16 protein-coding genes and 1 other RNA gene are annotated in these 16,650 nt (G+C 35.4%); 8 read left to right on the top strand and 9 right to left on the bottom strand.

The genetic code is table 11. The annotated features are described in order from the left end of the window. Nucleotides 1-26 precede the first annotated feature (26 nt). On the bottom strand, nt 27-899 hold the full coding sequence (locus POD11_RS04510; protein ID WP_262456548.1) for a YbgF trimerization domain-containing protein: 873 nt from the start codon (nt 897-899) through the stop codon (nt 27-29). Between the two features lie 314 nt (nt 900-1,213). Here POD11_RS04510 and ffs point away from each other — a divergent pair. Continuing rightward, nucleotides 1,214-1,310: signal recognition particle sRNA small type (gene ffs / locus POD11_RS04515), an RNA gene on the top strand. A gap of 13 nt (nt 1,311-1,323) precedes the next feature. Here ffs and POD11_RS04520 read toward each other — a convergent pair. The 4 genes from POD11_RS04520 to POD11_RS04535 form a co-directional block, all read right to left on the bottom strand. Beyond that, complete coding sequence (locus POD11_RS04520; RefSeq protein ID WP_262456549.1) at nt 1,324-1,806, bottom strand: regulatory protein RecX; 483 nt, start codon at nt 1,804-1,806, stop codon at nt 1,324-1,326. A gap of 61 nt (nt 1,807-1,867) precedes the next feature. Next, on the bottom strand, nt 1,868-2,914 hold the full coding sequence (gene recA, locus POD11_RS04525; protein ID WP_016140739.1) for a recombinase RecA: 1,047 nt from the start codon (nt 2,912-2,914) through the stop codon (nt 1,868-1,870). 145 nt (nt 2,915-3,059) lie between these two features. Continuing rightward, the gene (locus POD11_RS04530) at nt 3,060-3,488 is read right to left on the bottom strand and encodes an RNA-binding S4 domain-containing protein (protein ID WP_239967855.1); all 429 of its coding nucleotides are present in this window, start codon (nt 3,486-3,488) and stop codon (nt 3,060-3,062) included. Then, nucleotides 3,472-4,158 carry an HAD-IA family hydrolase gene (locus POD11_RS04535; protein ID WP_262456550.1) on the bottom strand — a complete coding sequence of 229 codons (687 nt, stop codon included), beginning with the start codon at nt 4,156-4,158 and terminating at the stop codon, nt 3,472-3,474. The genes POD11_RS04530 and POD11_RS04535 overlap by 17 nt, the downstream gene beginning before the upstream one ends. A gap of 425 nt (nt 4,159-4,583) precedes the next feature. Between POD11_RS04535 and POD11_RS04540 the strand changes: the two genes are divergently transcribed. After that, nucleotides 4,584-4,877, top strand: a complete 294-nt coding sequence (locus POD11_RS04540) for a hypothetical protein (RefSeq protein WP_224991569.1) — start codon at nt 4,584-4,586, stop codon at nt 4,875-4,877. Between the two features lie 310 nt (nt 4,878-5,187). Here the strand turns inward: POD11_RS04540 and gigD are convergent, their stop codons facing one another. Further along, complete coding sequence (gene gigD / locus POD11_RS04545; protein WP_004791887.1) at nt 5,188-5,637, bottom strand: Lrp/AsnC family transcriptional regulator GigD; 450 nt, start codon at nt 5,635-5,637, stop codon at nt 5,188-5,190. Nucleotides 5,638-5,784: 147 nt separating this feature from the next. On the opposite strand from gigD, the gene kynU reads away from it, so the two are divergent. The 5 genes from kynU to POD11_RS04570 all read left to right on the top strand — a co-directional run bounded on the left by kynU (nt 5,785) and on the right by POD11_RS04570 (nt 11,823). Then, a complete protein-coding gene (kynU, locus tag POD11_RS04550; RefSeq protein WP_262456551.1) occupies nt 5,785-7,035 on the top strand; it encodes a kynureninase in 1,251 nt (416 codons plus the stop codon). A 40-nt stretch (nt 7,036-7,075) separates the two neighbouring features. Continuing rightward, the gene (locus POD11_RS04555; RefSeq protein WP_262445299.1) at nt 7,076-8,482 is read left to right on the top strand and encodes an amino acid permease; all 1,407 of its coding nucleotides are present in this window, start codon (nt 7,076-7,078) and stop codon (nt 8,480-8,482) included. A gap of 7 nt (nt 8,483-8,489) precedes the next feature. Then, nucleotides 8,490-9,236 carry an alpha/beta hydrolase gene (locus POD11_RS04560; RefSeq protein WP_262456552.1) on the top strand — a complete coding sequence of 249 codons (747 nt, stop codon included), beginning with the start codon at nt 8,490-8,492 and terminating at the stop codon, nt 9,234-9,236. A 568-nt stretch (nt 9,237-9,804) separates the two neighbouring features. Further along, complete coding sequence (locus tag POD11_RS04565) at nt 9,805-10,086, top strand: DUF6527 family protein (RefSeq protein WP_262456553.1); 282 nt, start codon at nt 9,805-9,807, stop codon at nt 10,084-10,086. Between the two features lie 558 nt (nt 10,087-10,644). Beyond that, entirely contained in the window at nt 10,645-11,823 is a 1,179-nt protein-coding gene (locus POD11_RS04570) for a S8 family peptidase (RefSeq protein ID WP_262456554.1), read from the top strand. A gap of 45 nt (nt 11,824-11,868) precedes the next feature. On the opposite strand, the gene POD11_RS04575 is transcribed toward POD11_RS04570, so the two are convergent. Then, nucleotides 11,869-13,323 carry a SulP family inorganic anion transporter gene (locus POD11_RS04575; RefSeq protein ID WP_262456555.1) on the bottom strand — a complete coding sequence of 485 codons (1,455 nt, stop codon included), beginning with the start codon at nt 13,321-13,323 and terminating at the stop codon, nt 11,869-11,871. 226 nt (nt 13,324-13,549) lie between these two features. Further along, the gene (locus POD11_RS04580; protein WP_262456556.1) at nt 13,550-14,182 is read right to left on the bottom strand and encodes an SOS response-associated peptidase; all 633 of its coding nucleotides are present in this window, start codon (nt 14,180-14,182) and stop codon (nt 13,550-13,552) included. A gap of 404 nt (nt 14,183-14,586) precedes the next feature. Here POD11_RS04580 and POD11_RS04585 point away from each other — a divergent pair, with 404 nt between their 5' ends. Continuing rightward, complete coding sequence (locus tag POD11_RS04585) at nt 14,587-16,026, top strand: glucose/sorbosone family PQQ-dependent dehydrogenase (protein WP_262456557.1); 1,440 nt, start codon at nt 14,587-14,589, stop codon at nt 16,024-16,026. A 53-nt stretch (nt 16,027-16,079) separates the two neighbouring features. Here POD11_RS04585 and POD11_RS04590 read toward each other — a convergent pair whose 3' ends face one another. Then, the gene (locus POD11_RS04590; RefSeq protein WP_016140753.1) at nt 16,080-16,523 is read right to left on the bottom strand and encodes a universal stress protein; all 444 of its coding nucleotides are present in this window, start codon (nt 16,521-16,523) and stop codon (nt 16,080-16,082) included. Between the last annotated feature and the right edge of the window lie 127 nt (nt 16,524-16,650).

Raw genomic sequence — 16,650 nt, forward strand, 5'->3', positions numbered from 1 at the left:
GCGGTGTCTTTTTTTCTTCAAAACTTTTATTTATTAAAAAATTTGGCTTCTTCAGATTTTGGATACTGACTTAAGATCTTAACTTTATATTGATTTGCTGAAACAGTATTTTTATCGACATCTTTGGCAATACTGTAGAGTTGGTAAAGGGCACGAGGAGCTTTACTAGAATTTGGGTATTGCGTAGCGACTACATTATAGTTCTTTTTAGCTTCATTATAATTTACTGGATCAGTAGCTAAATTAAACTCGGCTAACCAAAAGTAGGCATTCCCTGTATAGACGCTATTAGGATGATTTTTGATAAAGTTTTGCATTGGAGCAATCGCTTTTTTTGCTCCACCTTGTTTATAGGCATCTAAAGCGACTGTATAAGCTGCTTTTTCAAGTTCTACAGGGTTTGATTGATTTTGTACAGGCGATGAGGGAACAGGTTGCGTTACTTGAGTTGGGGAGGAAGGGGTAACTTGATTTGTAGAAGCTGTACTATTTAATGCTTTATTGTCAGTAGGTGGGGTTTCTGTGTTTCCCGCAGTTGTAGCATCACTATTTGCGGTATTGTCTGGCGTTGCACTTTCCGGATCTACTTTTTGATTAAGTAACTCTAGACGTTGATCTAAATCAGTATAGCGATTAGCTAAATCTTTTTTCAATTGTTCAATATCGTTGGATTGTTCTTCTAATTGTCCACGTAGAGTGCGTATATCACTTTCTAATTGTTGATTTTTTTGCATCAATTCCCAATTTAAATTACTAGGAACTGAAGAATTGCTAGATGCAGTAGTGGTTGAGCTGCCGCCACTTTGGCTTAAACCGCGCGATTCAATTGGAATATTGGCATAGAGAGAAGTAGTGCTCATTAAGGCAATAAATAATAAAGAATGCTTCATCAATCGCATGAGTATAGGTCCATAATTTTATGTAAAAGCCAACTTGAGAAGGGAATATATAAACTATTCACGCTAGCTATCTAAGGTTTTAATTGATCATTGCAATTAAAACAGCTAACAGTATAAATGCAAGAATAGTTTACAATCTTCAAGCATATTTTATTAAAAATAAGTATCAAGAAAGAATATAAGATTAGAAATTCTAGAAATTTATGTATTTTTGCTGATGAATTAATCAATTGAAACATAAACTTGCTTAAAAATGTGAAGAGGGCTTGCAACTCTTTTAAAAATCTCTATACTCTGTTTTGCAATGGTAGCCCCGCTGGTGGCTTCGCAATTGTACTCTGTGAACCCCGCCAGGACCGGAAGGTAGCAACGGTAGCAGATCTATGATGTGCCGAAGTTTTGCTAGTGGGGCTGCCACCATTACTTAATCCACTTTCCGTTGGATTGCTTTAATAATTACATCTAAATCAAATCCTCTATATTGTAAAAATCTCATTTGTTTTGCTTTAAGTTTAGGATCTTTTTCTACTTCTTCACCAAACTTCTTCACTTTAAGCTGATAAGCCTGTTCTACCCAATCAATGTTATGAATTTCATCTGCAATTAAATCATTTTCGATTTGTTTTGTTTTTAACGCTTGTTTAATACGTTTTGGGCCTTTACCTTTTCGAATTTGGCTAGCCAATGTCAGTTCTGCAACGCGTTGGTCACTTTGATAGTTTTGTTCAGATAACTCTTCAACAAGTTGCTTAACCTCTTCTGAGTTTTGTGCATAACGATTTAATTTTTCGGTAAGTTCTGCTTTTGAATAATCTCGACGAGTCAATAGCGCGAAAGCATAGGAGCGCAAACGCTGACCTGTAAGCAAAGCACGTTGTTGAGACTGTTCTTCTGATCTTTTGAACATATTAGGTTTCCTTATAAAAAACGCCCCGAAGGGCGTTTTTAAGACTAATGAGCGATACTGATTAAGATTCTAATAGAAGATCTTCTTCTTCCTCTTCTACCTGTACAGCGCCATTAGTACCCGTAGTTAATAGTTGTTCACGGATAACTTTTTCAATCTCTCCAGCCATTTGAGGGTTTTCTTCAAAGTGGCGGATAACGTTGTTTTTACCTTGACCAATTTTATTGCCTTGATACGAATACCAAGCACCTGCTTTTTGCACGATATCTTGTTGTACAGCTAAATCTACAAGTTCGCCAAGCTGGTTTGTACCTTTACCGTATAGGATTTGGAAAATAGCTTCTTTGAAAGGAGGAGCCATTTTGTTTTTAACAACTTTAACTCGAGTTTCAGAGCCGATGATTTCATCACCTTCTTTGACTTGACCAATACGGCGGATATCTAAACGTACAGAAGCATAGAACTTCAATGCGTTACCACCCGTCGTAGTCTCAGGGCTACCAAACATTACACCAATTTTCATACGGATCTGGTTAATGAAAATAACCATACAGTTTGAGCGTTTAGCATTACCCGTAATTTTACGTAGTGCCTGACTCATTAAACGAGCTTGTAAACCCATGTGAGAGTCGCCCATTTCGCCTTCAATTTCTGCTTTAGGAGTAAGTGCAGCAACTGAGTCGACAACGATTAAATCAATTGCGCCAGAGCGAACTAGCATATCTGCAATTTCAAGAGCTTGTTCACCGTTGTCAGGCTGTGATACAAGTAGATTATCAATGTCCACACCGAGTTTACGTGCATATTGTGGATCTAATGCATGCTCTGCATCGATAAATGCACAAGTACCACCAGCTTTTTGACATTGCGCAATCGCTTGTAGAGTCATTGTGGTTTTACCAGAAGATTCTGGACCATAAATCTCAACGATACGACCTTTTGGTAAACCGCCAATCCCCAATGCAATATCTAAAGTCAAAGAACCTGTAGATACAGCTTCAACAGCTTGAACAGTGTTGTCACCGAGACGCATCACCGTATTTTTGCCAAATTGTTTTTCAATTTGACTTAGCGCGGCTTGTAATGCTTTGCTTTTATTCTCATCCATCTCAAAAACCTCAATACTCTAAGTTCATCACGTTTAACCCAAGTGGATGCATTGAATCTCAACTTGTTTCACAGGGCTAATAGTGACAGATTTTTTCTATAGCTTCTATGTGTTGTCTGTGTGTGTGCGACACAACTCGACGTTTTTATTCATCACTATATGACCAGTGTTGATCATTCTCCTGTTTAAAGCGATTAATCTGACGACGATCCTTTTTACTCGGTCTATGTTCAGGTCGAGCAAGATTATGCAATTTTCGTTGGGATGCAATCAACTCCCGTCTAGCAATACTTACTTCTGTTTCTTCATAAAGTTGCTGGGCAACTGGCGCTGGACCTCGTGTATTCGAAAGCGCTTTTACGACAACGGTTTTTTTATCAAAACCTTGTTGAATTATAAGTTCCATTCCGACACGAATTTCTTTTGAAACTTTTACACGCTCATTATTGTGATGTACTTTACCTCCTTCGATCGCTGCTTTAGCAATTGAACGAGTTTTAAAAAAACGAGCAGCCCATAACCATTTGTCGACACGCATGGTCTCTACAGCATCGTTTTCAAGCAATTTTGACATCATTATCCTTTCTATCAATTTGATTCAATATAGACAGTAATTCTGTAAGTCGATCTAGCGCTTTATACTCTAAATCCTCATGCTTTCTTACATCCTTTAGACTTGAGGGCTGTAAGATAGTAAACAAGTGCTTGATACCAAATTTTTCAGCTGTTTTTAGTACAGGAGCTGTATCATCAATAAAAATTGTTGAGTCCGGATCAAAAGAGTGCAATTTTTGGAGCTCTTGCCAAAAATAAATGTCTTCTTTTGCATAACCAATTTGTTCACTCGATACGATTACGTCAAAGAAGTGTTCAATTGCAATATTATTGAGCTTTAACCGTAAGCTTGCGCGATCAGCATTTGTAACTAACCAACAACTATATCCTTGGGCTTTCAGTTGTTGTAGAAGCTCAGTACAGCCGGAACGAGCTTGAATTTTGGTCTGAAACTCTTGCTGTAATTTGAGTACATCAACGCCTACGGTTTTAGTCCAATAAGCTGATGAATACCAAACAAGTGTATGATTATGTGATTGATAGAACTGATAGAGTGTTTTCTGGCTCTCACCAAGTGAAAGTTGATGTATCTCTGCATGTCGCTTAGGAAGACATTCATTCCAAATGAAATCATCAAAAGCGAGATCTAATAAAGTTCCATCCATGTCAAACATTACGATTTTAGACATATTTTAAATATCTCCAAAACCATTCAAAGCAAAATTTTTAAGACACATCTACCATATATCCTTTTTAAAATCATAAATTAAAGAAGCTTGGGATATAAAAAATTAATTTAAAACTCCACTCATTAATTTTTTCAAAAGTTGTTTAGATTAAATTAATGTGATGGGTAGGGAGGATAAATGATTTGAAAATTATAGCCTGTAATTTTGCAAAACAAAAAAATAATAAATACTTTTAGTAGAAAATTTTCGTGTATGGAATAAAACTAGTTGAACAAAGTTTCAGAATTTAGAAGTTTTATGTGTCATTTATATTTATGGCTAATTTTACTTACATAGGATACGTATTGACATACATTTTATAAATTGAAGCATACTTGTTTAAAGTTATATTTAAAATTACCCCTAATAAGAATTTAGAGAAAGCAATGAAAATTGGATTTATTGGCGGAGCCAATGACGGTATTGTAATTAATGCCGCTGATGGCCTTGATACTTATAAGCTTGAATGGCACTACAAAGCAGAAAAGCACTGTGAATCACAGCCAACATTAGGGCTTAATGGCCCTGAGTATGATTATTACAACTTATTAATATTAAGAAAAAATAAAGAGGCTAAGCTCTTTTATGTACTCACAACAATGGAGAAAGAAGATATCGCGACTAAAATTCATGAATATTGGGAATGCTCCACCTGTGTTGGCTATGATTTTGATGAGTAAGAAATATTTATTAATAACTTAAAATTTTGAATTTAAAAATCAAAAATTAAATGAAGAGCTCGTAATTTCACATAAGACTTATACTTTTAATTAGTGATGGAGAGGAACCTTGGATGAGCAAAGTTTTTAATATTTGCCTTCCTCTCCGCTCCATTACAGCTTGAGAAGGGGCATTAAAAGATTGGGGAAAAATTGCATAACAACTTCATCTAAACCCATTTTATAAAAGATTCACAATCTCTTTCCACTATCTTAGAATCAAACGCTGAGTTTCGATCATGAGAGAGTTATTTAATAAAAATCAGGAAAATCAAAGTGGTTTTTGCACAATCTTCTGTAAAATGATCTTAGAATTGATGCTGACTACACCTTTAATTTTATTTAAGGTGTTAATAACAAAATGAGAAAAAGAACTTAAATCTTTGGTCGCAACGTGTAAAACATAATTAGACTCACCCGTAATAATATATGCATTAATGACTTCATCAAAATTTTTGATCTGACTTAAAAAGAAGTTGTGATCATTTTCAGTTAGCTGTGCAAGTTTTATTTCGACAATTGCCTCAATTTTTATTCCTAATTTTTCATAGTTAACTTTGGCTTGATATTTTTCAATTACACCATTGCTTTCTAAAATTTTAACTCGTCGATGACATGCTGAAGCCGAAAGGTTAACGAGATCGGCCAGTTCTTGGTTACTTAACCGAGCGTTATCTTGCAAATATTTTAAAATTTTAAGATCAATCGCATCTACATTCATTTTCGAATTTCATCCATGGTTTTTAATTTTAATTCGAATTTTATACGAAAATAGCAAATTTTAATCAAATATTATCGAATAAATCGTAAGAATTGGCGTGATAAAATTCAAAAACAAAGGAAATGTTGAAAATAGGTGAAATAACAAATGATTACTCAAGAACAATGCCTCTATTGGGACCAGGAAGATGAACTCAAAAAGTTTAAAGATGAATTTACACTGCCAAAAAACGTCATTTATTTAGATGGGAATTCTTTGGGAGCAAGACCAAAGAAATCATTAGAGGTTGCTCAGCATATTATTGCTAAAGAGTGGGGCGAGGACCTCATTAATAGTTGGAATAAAGCAGATTGGTGGGGGCTACCGACTAGACTCGGAGATAAAGTCGCGCAGCTTATCGGTGCTGAAAAAGGGGAAGTGGTTATTTCAGATTCAACGACCTTAAATTTATTTAAAGTTTTATCGGCAGCGGTAAAAATTCAAGCCGAAAAATTTCCGGAACGTAAAATTATTGTTGCAGAAAAAGATGCCTTCCCAACCGATATTTATATTATTGAAGGCTTTATAGACTTGATTAATCAAGGTTATCAAGTTGAGTTGATTGATGGTGCAGATGATCTATCCCGTGTTTTGGCAAAAGAAGTGGCTGTGGTTGTTCTTTCTCATGTGAATTATCGGACCGGATATTTCTATGATATGGAGTCTATTAATCAACAAATTCACGCTAAAGATGCTTTGATTATTTGGGATTTGTGTCACTCGGTTGGTGCGGTGCCTATGGATCTTAATCAAAGCAACAGTGATTTTGCGATTGGTTGTACTTACAAATACTTAAACGGTGGTCCGGGTTCACCTGCGTTGTTATGGGTAAATCGAAAGCATCGTGATCAGTTCTGGCAACCTCTCTCGGGCTGGTGGGGGCACAAAAAACCTTTTGATATGGCTCAGCACTATGAACCAGCCAATAGCATTCGTCGTTATTTGTGTGGAACTCAACCTATCATTTCGATGAGTCTAATTGAATGTGGTATCGATATTTTCTTACAAGCTGATATGCAACAAATACGCGAGAAATCACTCAAATTAACTGATTTGTTTATTCAACTTGTTCAACAAGAATGTACTCAGTTTGGCTTTGAACTCATTACTCCTTTAAACCATAAATATCGCGGCAGCCATGTCAGTTATAGACATGAGTTTGGTTATGAAATTATTCAGGCACTTATTGCTCGTGGTGTGATTGGGGATTACCGAGAGCCAGAAGTATTACGTTTCGGAATTACACCTTTATATTTGGGATTTGAAGATATCTGGAATGCTGTACAACAACTTAAGCAAATTATGCTGAATAGTGAATGGAAAAATGAGCGTTATCTAGTGCGCAGCGAAGTGACCTGATCATTAAAGGTTAATAGCAGAAGAATGGCTAGGAGGGCCTATGAGCAGTTTTGATGAGATACAAAATCGAGAAGCGGGTTTACATAAGAAATTATCTGCAAAACAGATGGGAATGATTGCAATTGGTGGAGCGATTGGTACAGGGCTGTTCATGGGAAGCAAGTTTGCAATCAGCTTTGCTGGTCCCGCTGTCATTGTGAGTTATGCCATTGGCGGCTTAATCGCATTTGCTATTATGGCTTGTTTGGCTGAGATGACGGTTCAGCACCCTACATCAGGCTCATTTGGAGCATATGCTGAGCATTATGTAAGTCCACTTGCGGGATTTTTAGTCCGTTATTGTTATTGGGCATGTATTGTCTTAGCGGTCGGTACAGAAATTACAGCAGTTGCTGACTATATGAAATTATGGTTTCCAGAGGTAGGTTCTTGGGTCTGGATTGCGTTTTTTTCTCTGACGTTACTTGTGGTTAATGCATATAGCGTTAAAGCTTTTGGATTGGTTGAATATTGGTTTTCGACCATAAAAGTCTTTGCAATTATTGTATTTATTCTTTTAGCAATTGGTATTTTGACGCAAAGTCATGGAGGAGCAGTTCAGGTTGTTTCTAATTTAACCGAGCATGGGGGCTTTTTCCCTCATGGTTTGAGTGGAGTCTGGATTGGGGTAATCATTTCAATATTTAGCTATTTAAGTATTGAAATGATCGCCGTAGCAGCGGGTGAGGCTAAAGATCCGGAAAGAGCGGTTAGGAAAGCTTTTAAAAGTACTGCGATTCGCTTAATCCTATTTTATTTACTGTCTTTATTTCTCATAGTGGCACTTGTTCCTTGGACAACTTTAATTGGAGCAGACGCGACTAGTCCTTTTGTGATGGTGATGAAAATTGTAGGTATTCCATATGCAGATAGTATTTTAAACTTTATTGTAATTGTTGCGGCCTTATCAGCCATGAACAGTATGCTGTATATCTCGACACGTATGCTATTTAGCTTGTCACGAGCAGGTGATGCACCAAAACTATTCGGCCGTATTAGTCACAATGGCGTACCAATTAACGCATTGTTATTGTCAGCTGTTGGTATTGGTATCGCGAGTATTGTTTATACCATTAATCCGAGCTCTGCTTTCCCGATCATGATTGCTTTATCTATGTTTGGTGCGTTGTTCACTTGGGGCAGTATTTTTGTTACCCATATGTTTTTTAGAAGAAATATGGCGCGGAAAGGGCAGAAATTAAAATTTAAGGTTCCAGCGAGCCAGTTAATTTCACTGTTGGGATTAATTGCAATTTTAAGTATCACCGTCACGACATGGTTTACCAATGAGTTCAAGTCAACTTTACAATTTGGGATTCCATTAGTTGTTGTGCTTACGTTTTTCTATTATTTAAAACGATCATCAGCCAAGCTTGCTTTAAATGCTCATGAAGAATCATTAAAGTGAGACACCTATGAGACTATATGACAATGCTAGAACTGTAGCGAATGAACATGAAATATTGGCAGGATTTCAACAGACAAGTTTACTTAGCTACCAAAAGTTCACCCATATCTCAGATATTCAGTATGGTCCGAACCCAAGATCAACTTTAGATTTCTTTCCTTTAGAGCAAGCTAAAAAGACTGTTATTTTTATTCATGGGGGCTATTGGCAATGGTGTGATAAGTCAGATTTTGCATTTATCGTACCGTATGTTCTAGCCAAGGGCGCACAGTGTGTGCTTTTAGAATATGATCTGGCACCACAAAGTAAAATTTCAGATATTACTTCTCAAGTTAATCAAGCTCTCGATTTTATTCGAGAGCAAGACTGGCGAACCGACGAGGTGATTTTGGTTGGGCATTCAGCAGGGGCACATCTAGCTGCTTTGTCATTAGGCCATCCCATTATCTCTGAGATGGTGTTGTTAAGTGGAATTTATGATTTAGAACCTATTCAAAGCACCCATTTAAATCATGCTCTCAATCTTTCAAGTGAAGATATTTTAAAATATAGTCCTATTCATTACAGCGATCGAATTACTATTCCATGTTCAATTTTATGTGGTGAACTGGAACTTGATGAGTTGAAATGGCAAAGCCAAAATTATTTTGAAATTAAAAAAGGAGGAGCTCAGAATCTAATATCTTTTAAGCTTATACCTCATATCAATCATTATACGATTTTAGAGCATTATTTTAGATATATATTAAGCTAGATAACTGAAAATAATATATAAAATATTATTTTATAAAATAATTAACTTAAGCGATCAGGATCTAAATGTGAGTTAGTTCACAACTTGCTGTATTTTTTGTAGAAAAGGTATGTTCTTATTGACCGGAATAAAGAATTTAATTAGATTAAAAAGATAGTGCTTTCTCACTAAGCGGCAAAATGTTTAGCTGTTGTTTAGTTGAGTTTCAAGTCCGTAGCTTCCCAAGATACGGACTTTTTTATTGATTTTTAAAAACAATAAGGTAGACAAAGTTTTGTACTTAGATATGGATTAATATCTATTTAATGATTAATATAAATTAATAAGATAGAACTGAATTAAATAATAAATAACTTTATATTAGATTTCTATTATTTAAATTGAATTGTCGTTTAATAAGTTAATTGAAATATAAGTTGTTTAATCTTCATGAATTTGTCATATAGTTTCGGTAAATTAAATATAAAAAAGAAAGTTATAGTAGATGGTTAAATAATATATAGTATTTTAAAGTAATTGGTTTACTCGGCTCTTATGAGTTGGTTTTTCTATTTATAAAGGAGCCTTTATGAAATTACAATATTTTGAAGGAGGTATGTATAAACATATGTGTCCTGGTTGCGGATACCTTCATTATATTCCTGTACATCATCCTTTCTCCAATGGAAACCAATGGGATTTTAATAATAACTTGGAAAAACCTACATTTGATTCAATCATAACTATAAATGACTGTTGTAATTACTTTATTAAAGATGGTTTTATTGAATATAGCCTTAATTGTAGACATCCTTTAGCTGGATGTAGGGTTGAGCTACCAAAACTAGAATTAAATAATTATAGATTATAATAATTTTAGTATTTATTTTAACTGCAATATTTTAAGGACTGTACGCCACTTTAAGTAAGTAGTATTTATGCAATATATCTTTACGTATTTGACATTGAACACCTATAGTTTAAAAAAATGTAAATCTCTTTTAGTTGAAGGCTATATTGAAATTTGCAAGAATTTCTATAACGTACTGTTTTATATTTTATTTATGGATATCTGGAAATTTTTAAAAAGCTTTAATACGACTGGCACATATCTCATTATTTCTACATTTATATTATTTTTAATGATTATATATTTTTACATTATACATCCTACCTAATCTAAATGATAAAAGAGTAAAATAACTAACTAATCTAAAATTTTTGCTTTATTAATTTATTTGAATTGGTTCTCACTTTTAATTGAAAAAAGATAAGAGCATTGCATGTACCCAAGTTTTATGAAAATATGACTTGGTCATAATACATGGAGAATATAATAAAAATTCCTTTCTAAAAAATTTACCCCTCAATATAAAAACTGTACTGATCATAACAACGATATCTGAAGTAAAAGATATGGAGATTTTTTATGAAGTTTTGCCAAGTTTCGAATTTTCTTTTAACAATAGCTGTGAGTCATTTAATTTATGCTGCACCAGCTACAACAAATTCTGTATTAAGTTCTTCTCAAGCAAAAGGAATCATTAAAAACCAATATATTGTTATTCTCAATAAAGACGCTGGTGCTTCTAACGATTTTGCACAAAATATTGCTAAACAACATGGTGGGAAAGTATTGCAGACTTATGACACTGTACTTAAGGGGTTTGCTGTTTACCTACCTGAGGCCGCTGGTACTGCTTTTGTTGAAGCCATGAAAAAAAATCCAAATGTCCTTTCAGTAGAAAATGACACAATCATGAAAATTGATGCGACTACCCAAAGCAATCCAGATTGGGGACTAGATCGTATTGATCAGAAAACCTTACCTTTAAATTCAGCCTATTCATACTTACAGACTGGTTCAGGTACAACAGCTTATATTGTTGATACAGGAATATTGTCTACACATCAACAGTTCTCTGGACGAGTATTAAGTGGTTATACCGCGATATCTGATGGAAATGGCACAACGGATTGTAATGGTCATGGTACTCATGTTGCAGGAACAGTGGGAGGCAGTACTTATGGTGTTGCTAAGAATGTAAGTTTGGTACCGATACGAATTTTAGGATGTGATGGATCTGGTGCTTCGAGTAACGTAATTGCGGGTTTAGATTGGATATTGAAAAATGGTAAAAAGCCTGCTGTCGTGAATATGTCTTTAGGGGGTGGAGCGAGTACATCTTTAGATAGTGCGGTTGAAAACTTATTTAATAATGGTTATGTAATGGTTGTGGCAGCAGGAAATTCTAATACAGATGCGTGTAGTTCTTCTCCTGCCAGAGTAAGTAAGGCGATTACTGTTGCTGCTACAGATAATACTGATACTCGAGCCAGTTATTCTAATTATGGAAGTTGTGTTGATATTTTCGCACCTGGAAGCCAGATTAACTCTTCTTGGATTGGGAGTAATACAGCAACTAAAGTTTTAAACGGAACCTCAATGGCTACGCCACATGTGGCTGGAGTAGTTGCTGAAATGTTGCAAAGTACACCTACAGCAACACCTCAGACCATTTCGACCAATCTTTTAAACCAAGCAAGTACTAATGTGGTAAAAAGTCCTTCAGGAAGTCCAAACCGGTTGCTATATAAATCTCCTTAATAAGAAGCATGGCGTAAAATTAGAAAAGGTCCCAAAGGACCTTTCTTAAATTTTTGCATGAGTACCATATTTATCAATCATGATTGAGCTGGCTTCATTTAAACCGCGAACTGTTACCCTAATACCATTCTTTTGAAATTTATTCACTACTGAATCTAGCATGGCAACTGAAGTCACATCCCAAATATGAGAATGCGTGAGATCAATAATGACGTCTTTAATATCTTCTTTAAAGTTAAAACTTTGCATAAATTTTTCAGATGAACTGAAAAATATTTGACCTCTTAATTCGTATAGACGAGCTTGATCTTCGAATGAAGTTTCTATACGAATATCATTTTCAAGTTTATTTGCTAAGAAAAGTGCTGAAAGTAATACCCCAGTTAATACACCTAACGCTAAGTTATGTGTAGCAACTACCACAATAACTGTAGCGATCATAACGACATTACTACTTTTAGGATTATTTTTAAATTGAGTCAGTGAGCTCCATTCAAAAGTACTAATCGATACCATAATCATGACGGCAACCAGAGCGGCCATGGGAATAACCTTTAACCAATCACTTAAAAATACAACGAGAATAAGTAAGAATATACCTGCACAAAAAGTGGATAAACGTGTGCGGCCACCCGATTTTACATTAATCATTGATTGACCAATCATGGCACAACCCGCCATACCCCCCATAAAACCTGAGGCAATATTGGCAATGCCTTGACCTTTACACTCTTGAAACTTATCACTAAATGTATCTGTCATTTCATCAACAATTGTTGCCGTCATCATTGATTCAAGTAGACCAACGGCAGCAAGAGCTAAAGAATATGGAAGAATAATCAGAAGTGTTTCTAAATTAAAAGGAATATCGGGAATTAGAAATATCGGTAAAGTGTCGGGTAGTGAACCCATATCACCAACCGTTCGAACATCAAAGCCTAAGAAAATAGCGAGTAGTGTGACTGCCACAATACAGATAAGGGGAGATGGAAAGAATTTTCCAATTTTGGGAATATAGGGGAATAGATAAATAATTCCTAAACCAATAGCTACTAGTAAGTAGACATGCCATGTCACGCTTATTAATTCTGGTAATTGAGCCATAAAGATGAGTATGGCTAGGGCATTAACGAATCCAATAACAACTGACTTGGAAACAAAACGCATGAGTTTGGCAAGTTTAAAATATCCAGCCAAAATTTGTATGAAACCGGTTAATACCGTTGCAGCAAATAAATATTGAAGTCCATGTTCCTTTACGAGCGTTGTCATAACCAAAGCCATGGCACCCGTAGCAGCCGAAATCATAGCCGGACGACCGCCGACAAAAGAAATAATGACGGCAATACAAAAAGAGGCGTATAGGCCAACTTTTGGATCTACACCTGCGATAATTGAAAATGCAATTGCTTCTGGAATTAAAGCAAGACCCACAACAAGACCGGAAAGAATATCTGCGCGGACATTAGAGAACCATTGTTCTCGGACATTCGTTAACATGAGAAATAGCCTAAGTTCTAAATTTTGAAAAGGCTAGTGATGTGATATACCAACACAAGCGACTACACCACATCACTAAACAGTGATGAGTTATTTACAGGAGATAAGCGTAAATAAACTTAAGGTGGCGTAAGTGTCATAGGTATAGAAAATTTGAGGCATTTAAAAGTGCCCGAAGAATAACATAAGTTTTTAAGGTTGACTAACCTAAGCTTGCTAAACCGAGTTAATCATAATTTTTCATTTCGGCTTTTGGCATCGAAGTAAACTCATTCGAAGGCATATCTAGGAAAAAATCTTTTGCTTCAGTGTGAGAGCATTTGAGCCAATCATTCCTCAGATCATCAGGTATCACAATGATGGATCGTTTTTCATCATTAGGTTTATGAAATTGTTTCATAAAAGGGTGGTGATCAGCATTAATTGTTAATAGCGACATTGACCTAACTTTCTGTTCATCAATAAGTGTTTCCTCATAGATCGCCGCAAGTGTAAAAGGTTTCCCATCTTGCCGGAAAATTCCATACCAATGAGCTTTTCCATTGATGTATTTAGGTTCATAGATGGCTTCAACAGGAATAAGTGCAAATTGGTTATTTAACCAAGCATGTTTAAAAGAGCGTTTCTGTTGTACTGTCTCTGTTCTGGCATTATAAGTTGCATATTTAAATGCGATTTCTTTGGCATAAGGAGGAAGCATTCCAAATTTAGCATTTCGCCACTCAAGCTCATTTTGATTCAATAAAATGAGTGGACAATCATCACTTGGGAAAATATCCAACTTATATTCAAAAGTTGGTTCAAATAAATTTAATTGATCGGCATGATTTTTCTTAATAGGTTTAAAATTTGCACACATAAGACCGCCTTGCTTATAAAACTTTTCTTTAATTACAGCTTCTAACTTTTATCTTTTTATGATGTATATTTTTCTCATTAGTATTGTCTCTTTAAGTATTAATTTTTAACAATCAATTACTTCGTTAATAAGTGTTTATTTAAATTGCGCCGCTTTCAAGGCAATTTAGATATAAAATGAGTAGAGCGGTAAATAAATAGAAAAATCGTAAAGTTAAGGAGCTCATCTTAAAAAGAGTTTATTTATTTTTAATAGCTACTTTTATGCAACAGAGCCTTTCAGGAAATTGGATTTTAATAAATTTGCTATTCATCATAATACGAAATATAGAGAGAAGACGTACAAAGCCTTTAATAAAGGTTTAAAAATTCTCGGAAAATTCTGACAATTTATAAGGTGGACACATGAATAAACATTTATTAGCTAAAATTGCCTTACTGGGCGCTGCTCAGTTAGTTACTCTCAATGTAGCATTAGCTGATGTTCCTCTTACTCCTTCTCAATTTGCTAAAGCTAAAATAGACAAGTTTGATAAAAAAGTTATTCTAACTAATTTAAATAAGCCACATGCTTTGTTATGGGGACCTGATAATCAAATTTGGTTAACTGAACGAGCAACAGGTAAGATTTTAAGAGTGAATCCTGAGTCGGCCAGTGTAAAAACAATTTTTCAGGTGCCTGAGATTGTAAGTGATGCTGATGGACAAAATGGCTTGTTAGGCTTTGCTTTTCATCCTGACTTTAAAAATAATCCTTATATTTATATTTCAGGCACATTTAAAAATCCGAAATCTCTAGATAAAGAATTACCGAATCAAACGATTATTCGTCGCTATACTTATAACAAGTCAACAGATACGCTTGAGAAACCAGTCGATTTGTTAGCAGGATTACCTTCATCGAAAGACCATCAGTCAGGTCGTCTTGTCATTGGTCCAGATCAAAAGATTTATTATACGATTGGTGACCAAGGGCGTAACCAACTTGCTTATTTGTTCTTGCCAAATCAAGCACAACACACGCCGACTCAACAAGAGCTGAATGGCAAAGACTATCACACCTACATGGGTAAAGTACTCCGCTTGAATCTTGATGGAAATATTCCAAAAGATAATCCAAGTTTTAACGGGGTGGTTAGCCATATTTATACACTCGGGCACCGTAACCCACAGGGCTTAGCATTCGCTCCAAATGGTAAATTGTTGCAATCTGAACAAGGTCCAAACTCTGATGACGAAATTAACATCATAGTTAAAGGCGGAAACTATGGCTGGCCAAATGTAGCAGGTTATAAAGACGATAGTGGTTATGCTTATGCAAATTATTCGGCAGCCACCAATAAATCAATTAAGGATTTGGCTCAGAACGGAGTAAAAGTAGCCGCAGGTGTACCAGTAACGAAAGAATCTGAATGGACTGGTAAAAACTTTGTACCGCCATTAAAAACTTTATATACCGTTCAAGATACCTATAACTATAATGACCCAACTTGTGGGGATATGGTCTATATTTGCTGGCCAACAGTTGCGCCGTCATCTGCTTACGTCTATAAGGGCGGTAAAAAAGCTATTTCTGGTTGGGAAAATACATTATTGGTTCCATCTTTAAAACGTGGCGTTATTTTCCGTATCAAGCTAGATCCAACCTACAGTACGACTTATGATGATGCTGTGCCAATGTTTAAAAGCAACAACCGTTATCGTGATGTAATTGCCAGCCCAGATGGGAATGTTTTATATGTATTAACTGACACTGCTGGGAATGTTCAAAAGGATGATGGCTCTGTAACCAACACATTGGAAAATCCAGGATCTCTCATTAAGTTTACATATAAGACTCAATAACACTACCCATTAAAAAACCGATCTTTATAGATCGGTTTTTTGCTTTAGAAAAACTATTCGGTTACGACGAGTACCGGTAAATGAATTTCTCCTAAAAGAGCTTGAGTCACACTTCCTAAGAAGAATTTTTTAAACCCTTTTCGACCATGAGAACCAATCACTAATAAGTCTGCTTTTAGCTCGGTAGCAGCTTTAATAATTTCTGTGTGAATTGTGTGACCTTCAACAATTTTTGTTTCAACAGAAATTCCATGCTGGCTAAATTGTTCTTTAGCTTGATCTAAAATAGTCTGAATAGATGCTCTAGCTTTATTAAAGTAATCCTGTGCTAATTCTGTACTATCAATAAATTCTACAGAAATGAAAGGATCTATGGTCAGCGCATATACTAGAGTCACTTTACTACCAAAAGCCTTAGCAACTGCCGCTGCATGATTGACAGCAATAAGTGAAGTAGGAGAACCATCGACTGGAACCAAAATATGGTGATAACTCATATATTGCTCCTTATTGTCCTGTGACAATGTGGGGTGGCAAAACACCAAATTATTATCTTTATGCCTATATTATGAACAATTTTTTAAAAGTTATTGTTTATTTTTAGTATGAATAGATCCAAAAAGC

Origin of the sequence: Acinetobacter sp. P1(2023), assembly GCF_028367635.1 — a bacterium.
In the GTDB taxonomy this organism is placed as follows: Bacteria; Pseudomonadota; Gammaproteobacteria; order Pseudomonadales; family Moraxellaceae; genus Acinetobacter; species Acinetobacter pittii_E.